This is a genomic window from Sphingopyxis yananensis, assembly GCF_020687785.1.
GTDB classification, from domain to species: domain Bacteria; phylum Pseudomonadota; class Alphaproteobacteria; order Sphingomonadales; family Sphingomonadaceae; genus Sphingopyxis; species Sphingopyxis yananensis.
In genome coordinates, this window is the sequence record NZ_JAJEWI010000005.1 from 264169 (window position 1) to 278743 (window position 14575).

Consider the following 14575-nt stretch of genomic DNA (forward strand, 5'->3'; position numbering starts at 1 on the left):
AAGATTATCCGGTAAAGCCATCGCGCAAGAAGCGTTCGGCCAAGGCGGCGTGGAGGGCGGCTCCGCGGGCCATGGGTTTTTCATCTAGCACCATATGGTTGCTGTGTAGGCCGCAGCATTGCCGCCAATCGCTGCCCTGTTCGCTGACGCCCAGCCAGAACATGGCACCGGGGACTTTTTCGAGGACATAAGAGAAATCTTCCGCGCCCATCACGGGGTTGTTCATGGTGATCCACGCGGCTTCGCCATAGAGGTCTTCGACGATGCGTTGGCCGAAATCGACCGCGCGGCTGTCGCAGATGGTGACGGGGAAGCCTTCCTCAATCTCTACGGTGGCGGTGCAGCCATGGGCCTGTGCAATTGCGGGTGCGAGTTGGTGCAGTTCGCGGGAGATCATGGCGCGGCGTTCGGGCGACAAGGTGCGGATGGTGCCGAGCATTTCCGCCGTTTCGGGGATGATATTATAGGTCGTGCCTGCCGCGATTTTGGCGATGGTGATGACGGCGGGGTCGAACACGCTGACGCGGCGGGTGACCAAGGTTTGTAGCGCGGTGACGATGGCGCAGGCGACGGGGATGGGGTCTAGCGCGTCTTGCGGCATGGAGGCGTGGCCGCCTGCGCCTTTGACGGTGATTTTTAACTGGTCGGAGGAGGCTAGCAGGGGGCCTGCTTTGCTGGCGAAGACGCCGTGCGGGGCGTTGGGCATGATGTGCAGCGCGAAGGCGGCGTCGGGGAGTGGATTTAGGAGGCCGTCGTCGAGCATGAAGCGCGCGCCATGATGGCCTTCCTCGCCCGGTTGGAACATGAAGAGGACGGTTCCGGTCAGGCGGTCGTGGTTGGCGCAGAGCAATTTGGCCGCGCCGACGAGCATGGCGACATGGGTGTCGTGCCCGCAGGCGTGCATCATGCCGCTGTGTTCAGAAGAAAAATCGAGGCCGGTTTCTTCGGTGAGGGGGAGGGCGTCTGTGTCTCCGCGAAGTAGCACGGTGCGGGTGTTGCCGCCGTCCGCTCCGCCGCCGCGCAAGATGGCGATGAGGCCGGAGGTGCTGGGGCCTTCGCGAAATTCCAGCGGCAGGCCAGCAAGGGCGTCGCGGATTTTATCGCGGGTTTTGGGGTTTTGGAGGCCGAGTTCCGGCTCGCGGTGAATGGCGCGGCGCAGGTCCACGAGGGCGGGGAGAATGGCTTCGGCCTCTTGCGGCCATGAGGTGTGGGTGTTGGTCATGGTGCGGGGGAGTGTGGCGTGGGATTGGGGGAATGGGAAGTCTCATGTGACTTTAAAACAAAGAGGGCGTTTTTTTATGATTTTGATAGGGTTTTGAATTAAAGTTTATTGGTCGATTTGATTGGGGGGTGGCTGTGAGCGAAGAATCTGCGATTATTTTTCTTTCGTACGCGTCTGGTGATTACGATCGTGTCCATGAGTATTATGCCTTTCTTGTAGGGGACGGGTTAGATCCATGGCTTGATAAGGAAAAATTGGTTGCAGGTCAGAATTGGGATTTTGAAATAAAGAGAGCATTGCGGAAGTCGGCGATAATAGTAATTTTTCTGTCTCAAAATTCGGTGACAAAGCGAGGGTATGTTCAGCGTGAGATTGCAATCGCCTTGGATCAGTCACAGGCGAGGCTCCACGACGACATTTACGTTATCCCCGTAATGTTGGATGATGTGCTTATCCCCACGCAGTTGGAAGCTATTCAAGTTATTGGCATCGGGTCGGATGACCCGCGCAAGCAGTTGTCACTCGCTATATCAACTCAACTCGACAGATTGGGTCTCGAAAATGCGAAACTTCAAGGCGATGCCAAACTACGCTGGAATATGACGTGGTATCGGGACAAATGGGAAGGACTTCTCGGTTATGAAACTGCCTATCAGATACCACGTTTTTTCTCGGATCAGTTCCCACAGGCAAACGAGATTTCTGACGTAATACGCGGGTGGGCCGTGGATGCCGCGATGTCAGAGCGAGAGGTGAAGTTTTCTCAGGAAAGTGATTTTTACTCATTTGGCCAAGACCCGTATCGTCGTACTAATACATGGGAAGCTTGGTGTAATGCACCTGTCGTGCACGAGAGGATGATTTCCATTACGTATTCCGTTTCCACGATGGGTGCGGGCGCGATGCATCCTAATCAACACTTCAAAACTTTCTCTTTTACGCTCAGTCCGATGACACAGGTTAAATCCTTGGATCAAATTTTCGCAGACACCGATAGCGCGTTCAAAGTGCTGCAGGAAGATGCACGTCATCAATTAATGTATGAGAATGACCGCTTTATTGAGCTAGATGACGAAGGAGGTGTTGTCACTTCTAACGAGCCGGTGCTGGATGAGGATTGGGTGGTTTCTGGAACATCGAGCTGGAGTGATTTTTGTAACTTTATATTTGCAGAATCGGGAGTAGAAATACTTTTCCCGCCTTATCAAGTTGCAGCGTATGCATTTGGTCCGCAAATGGTTAAAGTGGATTATGATAAGTTAGCCAAATTTATGCATAAAAATTATGCTTATGCACTCGGTGTGGAGTATTTGCAGCGGGACTGGCCGCAATTGGTTGCCGACGAGGCGACCCCAGCTTCTCCAACGAGCATTGATAACTATGACAGGGCTTTTCCGGACTGAGCAGTCGAAATCATATTTTATGATATGCTGCTCACTCATAAGCCCTATTTTTTGTTTTAGGCGGTGGCTTCAAATCACCGTCCTCCCCCAAACAACTGCCTCCCCGCCAAGTCCAGCATGATTTCTTCGCTGCCGCCGCCGATGGCATTGACGCGGACTTCTCGGTAGATGCGTTCGACTTTGCTGCCGGTTAGGTAGCTGGCTCCGCCGAGGATTTGGGCGGCTTCGCGGGCGACATGTTCTAGCATGCGCGTGGCTTGGACTTTGAGCATGGCGAAGTCGGCGGGGCGGTCTTTGCCTTCGCGCACTTGCCATGCGCACAGGTCTACCCATGCTTGGGTGGCCTCGATTTGGCGTTCCATGTCGGCGAGTTTGATGCGGATGCTTTGGTGCTGGACGAGCGGTTTGCCGAAGGTTTGGCGGTTTTGCGCCCATGCGGCGGCCTCTGCCATGGCGACGCGGGCGTAGGCGCAGCAGCCCATGGCCATGCCGAGGCGCTCTCCGTTGAAATTACGGACAATTCCGATGAAGCCGCCATTTTCGGGACCGATGAGATTTTCCGCCGGAACGCGCACATCGCTGAAATAGATCGCCGCTGTGTCGGAGCAGCGCCAGCCCATTTTGTCGAGCCTTTGGCGTTCCACGCCTTCGCTGCTCATGTCGATGAGGAGGAGGGAGATGCCGCCTGCGCCCGCGCCGCCCGTGCGGACGGCGCAGGTGAGATAGTCGGCGCGCATGGCGCTGGTGATGAACATTTTATCGCCGTTGACAATATAATGATCGCCCTCTCGCCGCGCGGTGGTGCGGATGTTGGCGACGTCGCTGCCGCCGCCTGCTTCGGTGATGCCGAGCGCGATGATTTTGTCGCCCGCCAGCACGGGGGGCGCGATGCGTTGTTTGAGTTCTTCGCTACCCAGCGCGAGGATGGGGGGCAGGCCGATGCCGTGGGTCATGAGGGAAGCACCGAGGCCGCCTGCGCCGACGGCGGCGAGTTCTTCGGTGACGATCAGGCTGTGGAAGATATCGAAGCCGTCATCGTCATGGCCGCCATATTCTGACGGGTAGCGGAGGCCGAGAATGCCCGCTTCGGCGGCTTTTTTGTGGAGATCGCGCGGCAGTTCGCCATCCTTTTCCCATTGGTCGATGTGGGGCGCGATTTCACGTTCCACAAATTTGCGGATGGAGGCGGCGAGGGCGTCGTGGCTCTCGTCATAATAGGGCGAACGGGCGCGCCAATCGTCAAAAGCTGTCATATCGGAAAGGTGATTGACGTTTTCGTTAACGTCAAGCGGGAAAGTGAGCGAGATGCTTTTTGGGGTGGGGCGGAATTGATGGTCGATTTTTGGACGCGAGGGATTTAGCGTGGGGGGATGAACATGCACTCGCTCTTTGCCGCTGGGTCGGCGCTCGCTTTGATGTTGGGTTCGGCTGGAACAGTTTCTGGGCAGACGGGGGCTGGGCAAAGCGGGGCTGGGCAAGCAGCGTCGTCGCACGAGAAAATGGCGCAAGAGGTGCTGACGAAAAGCCCCGTATTTGATGGGCATAATGATGTGCCTTGGGCGCTGCGGGCGCGGGTGGGCAATGTGATTGGCGATTTTGATTTTCGCGATACCAGCCAGCGCCACGATGCGGGCGAAGGGATGATGCACAGCGACTTGAAGCGACTGCGCGAAGGGCGTGTGGGGGCGCAATTTTGGTCGGTCTATGTGCCGTCCAACAGCAATGAACAAATTAGCGTGCAGCAGACGATTGAACAAATTGACGTCATGAAGCGGCTGATTGCGAAATATCCCAAAGATTTGGGCTTGGCGCGCGATAGCCGCGAGGTGGAAGCCCAGATGAAGGCGGGCAAGATCGCTGGTATGCTGGGGATTGAGGGCGGTCAGAGCATCGGGTCGTCGTTGGCGGTGCTGCGCGAAATGTATGGCATGGGCGTGCGCTATATGACCCTGACGCATGGGAAAAATACGCCTTGGGCGGATAGCGCGACGGATGTGCCCGTGCATGGCGGCTTGACGGATTTTGGACGGCAAGTGGTGCGGGAAATGAACCGTATCGGCATGATTGTCGACCTGAGCCATGTGAGCGCGGACACGATGAGAGATGCGCTGGCGGAGGCAAAGGCTCCGGTCATGTTCAGCCATAGCGGCGTGCGGGCGGTGAATGACCATCCACGCAATGTGCCCGATGATGTGTTGCCGATGGTGAAGGCCAATGGCGGGATTATCATGGTGGTGTTCCTGCCCAGCTTTTTGGACAGCGAGGTGCGCGCCCATGATTTGAAACGGGCGGGCGTGGTGGCCAGCTTGAAAGCGCAATATGTTTATGCCCCCGACCGAGTGGAGGCGGAGTTAAAGGCGTGGGATGCGGCCAATCCGACGCCGTTGACCGATGCCGCCAAGGTGGCGGACCATATCGACCATATTAAGCGCAGCATTGGCGTCGACCATATTGGGCTGGGCGGGGATTATGATGGCATGGATAGCGGCCCCCAGCATATGGAAGATGTGCGCGGATATCCCACGTTGTTCACCGAGTTGGCGAAGCGCGGCTATAGCGCCGAGGACATGCGCAAAATTGCCAGCGGCAATATGATGCGTGTGTTGAAGGCTGTGGAGGCTTATGCGGCGGCGGCGCAGCGGGCACAGCAGCGGGCAGAGGAAACGCCAGCGGTGCTGCGGTGATGGATGAGGCTTCGCGCCCTGTGCTATTTTGGGTGTGATCACAACGTCTTGGACGGTGCGGGGTGAAGGGGGAAATGAAGAACGCCCCTTGACCCGCCAAAAGCAAGGGTTTAGTGGCAGCCGCGATTGCCCCGTCGTCTAATGGTAAGACTACGGATTCTGATTCCGTCTATTGAGGTTCGAATCCTCACGGGGCATCCAATCTTTCATGCCATATAATGATCTGAGTGTGGCTGGTGCTCTTGCTCTTGCTCGTGCTTACCTTGGATTTCACGTCATGCGCGTTTTGCAAGGAGGCTGAGATTGTTGCCTAAGACCATGCGAGAGTTGGTGGGTCATTCGTCCATCGCCGTGAGGCTTCTAGTGCTGCGGCCATGGCGGCGCCGTTGGTGTTGGTGACAGGACTTGATCCATAACGCTTGCTCTCATCCGAAGATGGGGGAGCAAGCGTTCAGGCGTTTATGAGGGGTTTTGGCGATTAGTTTCCGTCTTGCTCTGCCTCATCGGCATATTGGCGCATGGACTGGATACGAGGACTGGGTTCGGATAGGGGAGGGTTGCTATATCTGCGCGCTTCTGACCACCAGAGTGTTTGCAACTCTTTGAGTTTCAATGGATATTCTGCTGCTAAGTCCCGACTTTCTGAAAAATCTTCCTTCACATTGAATAGTGACCAACGGTCCAGTTCGAAATCCGTCCCATAATTGTGAATTGCGACGGCTTTCCAATCACCTGCGGTGATCGATCTGTTTCCGCGCAGAGCGAAAAACTGCACCTTTCGTCCGCCTGCATGGGCGGAGGTGAAGGTTGCGCGAACGGATTGTCCCGCGATGGGCACTTGTGCCACGCCATTAATCGTTGATTGATAGGCTGTTCCAGCGGCATCTAGGAGGGTTGCGCCGATGTCGACGGCATCGACATATTGGCTGCGGACAGCGCCTTTGTCGCGGATTTCCTTGGGCCATGATATGATGAGCGGCGTGCGCACGCCCCCAGCATAGGGCCATAATTTATAGCGACGGAAGGGGGCGACGCCCGCCATGGCCCAAGGCCGTTGATAGAGAGACTGTGTTTCAGGACCGCCGAGCTTGTCGAGGTTAGCCGCCATTTCTGACACAGGGGTGCGCGGATCATAGGGGTGCCAAAACCCGCCATTTTGCCCTGGTTCGGGTGCGGCCCCATTGTCGGACAACAGGATGAACAAGGTGTTTTCATATTGTCCGATGCTCTTCAAATGTTGAATCAGGCGGCCAATTTCATCATCGGCTTGGGTGATGAAGCCTGCATAGCTTTCCATGAAGCGCGCAAACACCTGTTTTTCCTGTTCATTCAGGTCGGACCAAGCGCGATCGCCGCTATTGCGTTCGTTCAACACGCTGTTGGCGGGGATGACCCCTAGTTGTTTTTGACGTTGGAAACGAGATTCTCTTATCGCGTCCCAACCGGCGGCATATTGGCCCTGATAAGCGTCGATATAGGATTTTGGTGCTTGAATTGGGGCATGGGCCGTTCCGAGTGCCAAATAGACGAAGCGCGGCTTTTTATCTTGCGCCATGGCGTTGGGGTCAAAGGCGCTGATGGCCTGATCGATGAGGTCAGGGGTTAATATATAGTCGGGTTTGTCGGGCACGGGGATCGGATCATTATCGCGCACGAGTTTGGGCTTATATTGATCGGTCCAGCCGCTTAAAAAGCCGTAGAAATGATCGAAGCCGCGCTGCAAGGGCCAAGAGGCTTTGCCTTGTGTTTCGTCATAGCGCGGCGCGAGATGCCATTTGCCAACGGCCCAGCTGGTGTAGCCAATGCCCCGTAACCGTTCGGCAACGGTGTCGATATTTCGGGGCAGCTCTCCTCTGTCGGCATCGCTGGCGGTGGGGTCTGCTGCTTCGGCGCTTGATGCCAAATCTAGCATGCCAACGCTTTGTGGATTCCGGCCGGTCAGCAAGGCTGCGCGGGTTGATGAGCAGATCGCTTTGCTGTCAAAGCGATTATAGCGCAGCCCATTTCGCGCCAGACTGTCCATATGCGGCGTCCTGATTTCAGAGCCATAAGAGCCCAGTTCTGCGAAGCCAACGTCATCCAGCACAATCAGCACAATATTGGGGCGCGGCGATGGGGCGTCCTTGGCCGAGGCCGGCGTTAAGGCTGTTGCGGCGAGGAGCGTAGCGGAGGCGACGCCCCGCAATGAATTTTTCCATAGGAGCATATAATAATCTTCTTTCGGTGATTGGAAATTTAGGAAGCGAGACGGCGGATGCAGCGAAAGCCGACATGGCCGGTTGTCGTATCGGTGGGCTGCAACCAGCGGGCGGCTGGGCGATAGCGTTGGCAATATTCGGGAGCGCACATGTGGGAGCCCCCTTTTAAGATTTTTTCTTGTGGACCCCCGTGATGGGCAGGCGGCCGTCTTGAGCAGCAACCCCCTTCGCCTTGTGGGGTGTCGCTGCTTGTCGTCCATTCCCAGACGTTACCGATCATGTCGAAAAGACCGTAGCCGTTGGCGGGATAGCTGCCGACTGGCGAGCTACGGTCCCAGCCATGGGGCGAGAGATTATAGTGTGGAAAATGGCCTTCCCATATGTTGGCCATGCGCTGGCCGTTTGGAAAAAGCTCATTCCCCCATGCGTAAGGCGCGCGGTCCAAACCGCCGCGAGCGGCCTTTTCCCATTCCGCTTCGGTCGGCAGATCCTTATTGGCCCATGCCGCATAGGCTAGCGCGTCGGCATAAGCGATATGAACGACGGGGTGGGTGTCTAGCCCTTCGATGCTGCTATTCGGGCCGCGGGGATGACGCCAATCGGCCCCGATAATAAAATGCCACCAATGGGGTCCGCTGAGTTGGTGGAGCGGCTTATCTGGAGGGATGAAGACGATGGACCCTGGATGGGCAAGGCTTGGGTCCATGCCCGGATAGTCACGTGGGTCCGGCGCGATTTCGGCAAAGCTGATATGGCCCGTTTCCGCCACAAAGCGCGCAAATTGCGCATTGGTGACCGGCGCTGCGTCTATCCAGAAGCTTTCGACTTGGACAGGGCGTGCTGGGGCTTCTTCGGGATAATGATGATCGGAGCCCATCCAAAATTCGCCGGCTGGGATGAAGATCATATCGTCAGACGATGGCTTTTGTAACGCCGTTGCTGGGATGGATATTGCCATGGGGTTAGCCTTTGCGCGGACGGCTTCGGCCGCTGAGCTGAATATCTGTCAGTATCGTTGATAAGCGTGTGACGATGTCGGGGCGGAGCAGATAGAGATTATGTTCTTCGCGGGGGTCATCCGCCAGATTGTAAAGCTGGCCTTGCGGGCCGCTTTCGGCTGGCACCATCGTTCGGGGGGCGGTGAACCCGCCAGAGCCCAGCCCTTGAATGAGCTTCCAATCTCCTTCGCGGATTGTGAACATTCCGGTGAGGCTGTGGTCGACGATATGAGGTCGTATCGAACCGCTTTGCTGGCCATGCAAGGTCGGCAGAAGATTGAAACTATCCTCTGCGGCATCGTCGGGCAGCGGCAGATTGAGCGCGGCGGCAATGGTCGCCATCAAGTCGGTTAGCGACGCCGTTTCTGTGCTGACGCTATTTTCTCGGATATGGCGGGGCCAGCGGATGAGAAAGGGCACGCGATGTCCTGCTTCCCATGCGTCCGCTTTCTTGCCCCGCCAATGGGCGTTGGCACGGTGGGCGAAGCGCGCATCATCTTCCTCTTTCCAATCCGCGCCATTGTCACTGGTGACAATGAAGATCGTTTTGTCTCTTTGGCCAGAGCGATCCACTGCATCGAGCAATCGTCCAATCATATCGTCTGTCTGAACGACATAATCGCCATAATCGCCCGCGCCGGATTTGCCCTGATATTCGGGGAGTGGCAGCCACGGCGTGTGGGGCGATGGCATTGGGAAATATAAGAAATAAGGCTGGTTTCCATCGGCTTGGTTGATGAATTCCACCGCTTTGTTCGTCAGTGTTGGGACAACTTGCTCCATCTCAAAATGGGGGGCGATGGGACCTGCCCGCCAGAAAACGCCGCGTGGGTCGTTCCGCCCCTCGGTGTGGGCGGTTGGCGCCTCGATGACATGGTCATTTTCGAAATATAAATAGGGCGGGAAATCCAGTGAGGCTGGAATGCCGAAATAATAATCAAAGCCATGATCGCGCGGACCGGGACGAAGGGGTTTGCTATAATCGGTTTTGTCCCCATCACCGAGGCCCAAATGCCATTTGCCGACCCCGCCGGTTTTATATCCGGCTTGCTGTAAGAGCGCGGGCAAAGTGAGCCGTCCGATTTCAATCAAGTTCGTTCCATGCCCGTCGAGGACGCCAGATTTCAAGCGTGAGCGCCAGCAGTAACGGCCCGTCAGCACGCTGTAACGGCTGGGCGTGCAGACCGCCGAAGAGCTGTGCATATCCGTAAAACGCATGCCTTCGCGGGCGAGGCGATCAAGATAGGGGGTTGGAATGGCGGACCAAGGATTATAGGCCTTGGTATCGCCGATCCCCATATCATCGAGTAAGATCAAGATGATATTGGGGCGATCATTGCCGCGTAGCGCGGCCAAGCTGGTGGCGAGGGGAGCAAATGCAGCCGTTGCTGCACCTGCTGCCAAAAATTGGCGCCTGCCGAGGGTATTGCCTTGGGTCATAGGGCAAAGCGTGCGCCCGCGAAGACGCGGCGTCCTGCATCCAAATAGGCTTGCGGCAAACCATTGGTGAAACGGACGCTTTCGTCCGTATCCAAGATATTCACGGCCTCTAAGAGGATCGAGACACGGTCCGACAGCTTGACGTTGATGCTGCCGTCCAATGTTCCATAGGCGTTGGTATATTGGCTGAGGCTGGGTGCGACGGCGGCGGTTGATAGAAAACCGCTGCGCCAGCTGTAGGAAAGCCGGGCACCTATGGGGCCTTTTTCATAATAGCCGGTGAGGTTGAAATTGTTGCGCGAGGCCGCCGTAAGCTGGGTCGGGTCACTATTGTCGATGAAGGTGTAATTTGCGACGGCGCCTAGCCCATCAAAGGGAGCCGGTAGGAAGCGAAAAGCGTGCTGATAATAAAGTTCAAAGCCTTTTACCGTCACGCCTGATCCATTCACCAACTGGTTCACCGTGAAATTCAATTCGCTGCGGACGCTGTCTCCATTGGAATAAATATAGGTCACCGGCAGGGCCTGTGTTGTCGTTTCGGTGCGAATGAGAGATTTAAGATCTTTGTAGAAAAAGGAGCCGCCCAGCAGACCATCTTTGTTGAAATACCATTCCACCGTGGCATCCAAATTATTGGCACGGAAAGGTTCCAAATATGGGTTGTTGCGCGTGATGCTGCGCGCTGTGCCATTGGCTGTGGTGGTGGGCGAAATCTGATTCAAATTTGGTCTGGTCATCGTACGCGACGCGGCGAACCGCAGCACCAGATCATCCGATGCTTGCCATTTCACATTCAAGCTTGGCAGAAAATCCCAATATTCGCGGACGACGGTGATGGGTGCTGATGCTGGGACACGGGTTACATTGCCTGCATCGGGTTCCACGGTAATCGCCGTTAAATCAGGACTGACCCCAACACTGCTTTGTTTGGTATGGGCGACACGGAACCCCAAATTCCCTGATAAGGATCCAAAGGAAAAATCGCCGCGCGTATAGGCTGAAAATGTCTTTTCGGCGACATCGGTGATGCCGGTGGCATCATTGGTGTAATTGCCCGCCGCAATCAGTTGTTCGTCCGTCAGATTCGCGATGAAGCTGCGGGTGTCGGAGGCCAACCATGATCCCGCGAACAGAGCGTCGCCCGTGTAGCTTCCCAAGAAGCTGCCTTTGCCCGCGGTGATAAGCTGCATGAAGGGAGCGGCGCTATAGGAACCGGGGGTAGGCCCAGCAGGGAGACCGCCGTAAAGTTCTGACACTTTGGCGGCGGAAATATTGAGCGCACGGTTGTTTTGAAAGATTTTGCGATCGCTATAATGAACACCCAAATGGAAACGGGTCAGGCCTTGGTCGGAGAATTCGCGGCTGATATCGCCCTTCACATCCCACAACCGGTCTGAACTATCCCGATTGAAAGCGCCGTTGAGGCTCGCGACGCGATAGCTGTTGGGATCGAGGCGCGCGGTATCAAAGCCATTGTGATACAGCATGGTCCATAAGGACGAGCCGGGCTGGGTGATGAATTCCGCTTCGCCCACCGCGATATCCGCAATGTTCAGATTATCGAGATGCTGTTTGGAAGAGGCATAGGAGGCTTCCAAGCTTCCTTCCCAGCCGTCATGTTCATATTGGAGACCGCCGACGAGCGAATAGGTCTTGCTGACGCGGTCTTCAAACCGACCGCCGCCGCGCATGTCCAAATCTGTCACGCGCAACTGTGTGACCGTTGGTAATCCGTCCAGCAGCTCTGTACGCGCGCTCACCACATTGCGCGCATTGGCGAAGATTTGCAGAAATTCATTGGTGACGGCTTCGACTTTCAGACGGGAATAAAAGCCGTCGAGCGAAAGCGTCAGATTGTTTGTCGCTTGATATTGCAGTGACGCCATGCCGCTGAGGCGCTGATTATCTTCATCATATTGATAATAGTTGATCTGGTTCGGAAAGCGGACCGTTAAATCACGGTCAATCGTTCCATCACCATTGAGATCGGCGGGGGCGACGCCGCTTCCTTCTTTGGCCGTGGTGAAGCCCATTGAGGCGTTTTGGGTTTGCGGTTGGCGGCGCGTGTAGGAAAGACCCAGCGAAAGGCCGAGCCGGTTATCGGCAAAGCTATCGGAATAAAAACCGGAAATTCGAGGAGAGCTTTTCCCACTATTGGTTTCATATTGCGCTTGCGCTGAACCGCTGATCACGCGCTTGCCAATATCGAGCGGGCGGGGGGTGCGTATATCGACTGTGCCGGCGAGACCACCTTCTTGCAGGTCCGCCGTGGGAGATTTGTAAACGGATAAGGTTCTGACAAATTCCGGCGGCAAAATCGAAAAATCGAAGGTGCGGCTGCCCGCAGAATCTCCGCTAGCATTGGGTAGAATGCGACCGTTAAGCGTGGTCTGGGTGAAATTGGCGGGTAGACCGCGAATATTCACGCTGCGTCCTTCACCGCGCACGCGATTGATTTGAACACCGCTGATGCGCTGGATCGATTCTGCGATATTAACGTCAGGATATTGGCCGACATCCTCGGCGCTGATGGCGTCTACGACGGAGTCGGCGGAGCGTTTGACGTTTAAAGCGCGATCGAGCCCGCCGCGAATTCCTTGGATGACAATTTCTTCTTCGGCAGAGCCATCAGCAGCCGCATTGTCGGCCAATTCTGCCGCCGAAACGGCGGAATGATAGATGAGGCAGGCGAGGACAAGCGACGCGCGGGATGCGCCGCCGAATTTTGACGAACGAGACATGGAGAATATGATCCTGGACTAGAATTATCTGGTCAGGTTGTCCGGTCCCAGTCTTTGTCATTGTCTACAAATTTGATTGAAAATTTGGCAATGAAATTTTTCTAATTATGCTGAAAGCTTAGCTGACATCATCTATGTCGCGTCCGTGTATCGGCACATTAGAGGGTGGCTCGGCCTCCGTCATTTCCCCTGATGCGCCTAATTTGCAGCGGGTTTTCCTTTTTTGCGTAATAACTTGCAATTTAATACGCAAAATATGTATCGTGCTGTTCAACACTAGCAATTTGCAGGAGAGTTGGATGACCAGAATGCGCGATAAGATTGTGCTGATCACTGGCGCAAGCGAGGGGATTGGCCGTGCCACGGCGGAGCTGATTGCGGCGGAAGGTGGCCATGTTGTCATCGCGGCGCGCCGGCCTGAAAAGTTGGAAGAAACCCGCGCGGCGATTGCGGCGGCCGGTGGTTCGGTAGAAGCGCATCAATTGGATGTGTCCGATTTGGCAGCCTATGAGGCCCTGATTCAAGATGTGGCGAAGCGCCATGGCCGGCTGGACGTGTTGATCAACAATGCGATGGCTGCGACCTATAAAGCCTTGGTTGATTTGACGATTGACGAGTGGCGGAGCGATTTTGCGGTGAACGCCGAAGCGGTTTTCGTGGGAACACGCGAAGCGATGAAGCTGATGGTGCCAGCGGGACGCGGTTCGATTGTCAATATTTCGTCGGCGTGCGGCATTCGCGCCATGCCCGGTATGCCGAGCTATTCGGCATCAAAGGCCGCGCTGATTCACTTCTCTGCCTGCGCGGCAATTGAAGGGGCGCCGCATGGCGTGCGCGTCAACAGCATTGTTCCTGGACAGGTTGCGACGCCCGCAACGCTGCAATTCCATGAATATGCGCCCGAAGCCGCCAAGGCGACGACGGCCGCAATCCCGATGGAGCGCAGCGGTTTGCCAAGCGAATTGGCCCAAGCGATTCTGTTCCTGGCATCGGACGATTCAAGCTATATCACTGGTGTTGCGTTGCCCGTTGATGGCGGCAAGGCCCAACAATTGTACATGCCGTCATGAGCGGCCCGTTGGTAGGAAAGCGCGCGGTTGTTACGGGCGGTGCGCAGGGAATCGGGAAAGCGATTGCAGAACGATTGGCAGCCGATGGCGCACGCGTGGCGGTGCTGGATATGGACGAAGCGGCGGCCAAGGCTGCGCTGAGCGGCGACGAGCATCTGGGCTTTGGCTGTGATGTGTCGAACAGCGCATCGGTTGATGCGGTGTTTGCGCAGATTGCCGGGGCCTTTGGCGGGGTCGATATTCTGGTCAATAATGCGGGCACGGGCCGTGGGCCTGATGATGGCAGCGACCAAATGTATGCCGGACAGGCGGAGCGCGCAGCGCAGATTGCACGCGGTGAAACGCCAACCGCCCATGGCGATCAGTTGATTCACATGTCGGATGCCGGATGGCACAAGGTGATTGGCGTCAATTTGGATGGTGCTTTCTTTTGCAGCCGCGCGGCGGTGCGCTTGATGGCCGCAGAAAACCAAGGCGGCAGCATTGTGAACATTGCGTCGACATCGGCGGCGTCGGGTGAAGGCCCGATGCATTATGTGACGAGCAAGGCTGGTATCGTCGGTTTGACACGCGGCCTGTCGCGTGAGCTGGCATCGCGCGGGATTCGGGTGAATGCAGTGCATCCGGGACCGACCAACACGCCGATTATGCGCGATGTGCCCGATACGATGGTCGCGGCCATGGAAAGCGCCATTCCGCTGGGCCGTATGGCGCGTCCGGATGAAGTGGCGGCAGCGGTTGCGTTTCTGGCGTCGGACCAAGCGAGCTATGCGACGGGCAGCGTGCTGACCGTAAACGGCGGGTCCTATATGGTGTGAT

General features: G+C 56.3%; 10 protein-coding genes and 1 tRNA gene. 5 read left to right on the plus strand and 6 right to left on the minus strand.

The features are described 5' to 3' along the window. Positions 1-4: 4 nt before the first annotated feature. The gene (locus LKO31_RS03790; RefSeq protein WP_227688735.1) at positions 5-1222 is read right to left on the minus strand and encodes a M20 metallopeptidase family protein; all 1218 of its coding nucleotides are present in this window, start codon (positions 1220-1222) and stop codon (positions 5-7) included. Between the two features lie 134 nt (positions 1223-1356). Between LKO31_RS03790 and LKO31_RS15070 the strand changes: the two genes are divergently transcribed. Further along, positions 1357-2625 (plus strand): TIR domain-containing protein, encoded by a 1269-nt coding sequence (locus LKO31_RS15070; protein ID WP_227688736.1) that lies wholly within the window; start codon positions 1357-1359, stop codon positions 2623-2625. A 74-nt stretch (positions 2626-2699) separates the two neighbouring features. Here LKO31_RS15070 and LKO31_RS03800 read toward each other — a convergent pair whose 3' ends face one another. After that, the gene (locus tag LKO31_RS03800) at positions 2700-3878 is read right to left on the minus strand and encodes an acyl-CoA dehydrogenase family protein (protein WP_227688737.1); all 1179 of its coding nucleotides are present in this window, start codon (positions 3876-3878) and stop codon (positions 2700-2702) included. Positions 3879-4001: 123 nt separating this feature from the next. Between LKO31_RS03800 and LKO31_RS03805 the strand changes: the two genes are divergently transcribed. Both LKO31_RS03805 and LKO31_RS03810 read left to right on the plus strand, forming a co-directional pair. Beyond that, positions 4002-5309 (plus strand): dipeptidase, encoded by a 1308-nt coding sequence (locus tag LKO31_RS03805; protein WP_227688738.1) that lies wholly within the window; start codon positions 4002-4004, stop codon positions 5307-5309. A gap of 127 nt (positions 5310-5436) precedes the next feature. Further along, positions 5437-5510: transfer RNA gene (locus LKO31_RS03810), tRNA-Gln, on the plus strand. Between the two features lie 277 nt (positions 5511-5787). Here LKO31_RS03810 and LKO31_RS03815 read toward each other — a convergent pair. The 4 genes from LKO31_RS03815 to LKO31_RS03830 are packed head-to-tail and all read right to left on the minus strand — an operon-like array spanning position 5788 to position 12686. Next, the gene (locus tag LKO31_RS03815) at positions 5788-7515 is read right to left on the minus strand and encodes an arylsulfatase (protein ID WP_227688739.1); all 1728 of its coding nucleotides are present in this window, start codon (positions 7513-7515) and stop codon (positions 5788-5790) included. Positions 7516-7544: 29 nt separating this feature from the next. Further along, positions 7545-8414 carry a formylglycine-generating enzyme family protein gene (locus tag LKO31_RS03820; RefSeq protein ID WP_227689569.1) on the minus strand — a complete coding sequence of 290 codons (870 nt, stop codon included), beginning with the start codon at positions 8412-8414 and terminating at the stop codon, positions 7545-7547. 55 nt (positions 8415-8469) lie between these two features. Next, the gene (locus LKO31_RS03825; RefSeq protein WP_227688740.1) at positions 8470-9909 is read right to left on the minus strand and encodes a sulfatase family protein; all 1440 of its coding nucleotides are present in this window, start codon (positions 9907-9909) and stop codon (positions 8470-8472) included. A 32-nt stretch (positions 9910-9941) separates the two neighbouring features. Beyond that, positions 9942-12686: a TonB-dependent receptor gene (locus LKO31_RS03830; protein ID WP_227688741.1), complete on the minus strand. Its 2745-nt coding sequence runs from the start codon at positions 12684-12686 to the stop codon at positions 9942-9944. Positions 12687-12985: 299 nt separating this feature from the next. Here LKO31_RS03830 and LKO31_RS03835 point away from each other — a divergent pair, with 299 nt between their 5' ends. After that, positions 12986-13756, plus strand: a complete 771-nt coding sequence (locus tag LKO31_RS03835) for an SDR family NAD(P)-dependent oxidoreductase (protein ID WP_227688742.1) — start codon at positions 12986-12988, stop codon at positions 13754-13756. Then, positions 13753-14574 (plus strand): SDR family NAD(P)-dependent oxidoreductase, encoded by an 822-nt coding sequence (locus LKO31_RS03840; protein ID WP_227688743.1) that lies wholly within the window; start codon positions 13753-13755, stop codon positions 14572-14574. Before LKO31_RS03835 ends, LKO31_RS03840 begins: the two co-directional genes overlap by 4 nt. The last annotated feature ends 1 nt before the right edge of the window (position 14575 follow it).

Excerpts from the sequence above, each read along its gene's own strand:
- LKO31_RS03830 (WP_227688741.1), bottom strand. The coding sequence starts at position 12,686 with ATGTCTCGTTCGTCAAAATTCGGCGGCGCATCCCGCGCGTCGCTTGTC.
- LKO31_RS03800 (WP_227688737.1), bottom strand. The coding sequence starts at position 3,878 with ATGACAGCTTTTGACGATTGGCGCGCCCGTTCGCCCTATTATGACGAG.
- LKO31_RS03835 (WP_227688742.1), top strand. The coding sequence starts at position 12,986 with ATGACCAGAATGCGCGATAAGATTGTGCTGATCACTGGCGCAAGCGAG.
- LKO31_RS03805 (WP_227688738.1), top strand. The coding sequence starts at position 4,002 with ATGCACTCGCTCTTTGCCGCTGGGTCGGCGCTCGCTTTGATGTTGGGT.
- LKO31_RS03790 (WP_227688735.1), bottom strand. The coding sequence starts at position 1,222 with ATGACCAACACCCACACCTCATGGCCGCAAGAGGCCGAAGCCATTCTC.
- LKO31_RS03815 (WP_227688739.1), bottom strand. The coding sequence starts at position 7,515 with ATGCTCCTATGGAAAAATTCATTGCGGGGCGTCGCCTCCGCTACGCTC.
- LKO31_RS03840 (WP_227688743.1), top strand. The coding sequence starts at position 13,753 with ATGAGCGGCCCGTTGGTAGGAAAGCGCGCGGTTGTTACGGGCGGTGCG.
- LKO31_RS03820 (WP_227689569.1), bottom strand. The coding sequence starts at position 8,414 with ATGATCTTCATCCCAGCCGGCGAATTTTGGATGGGCTCCGATCATCAT.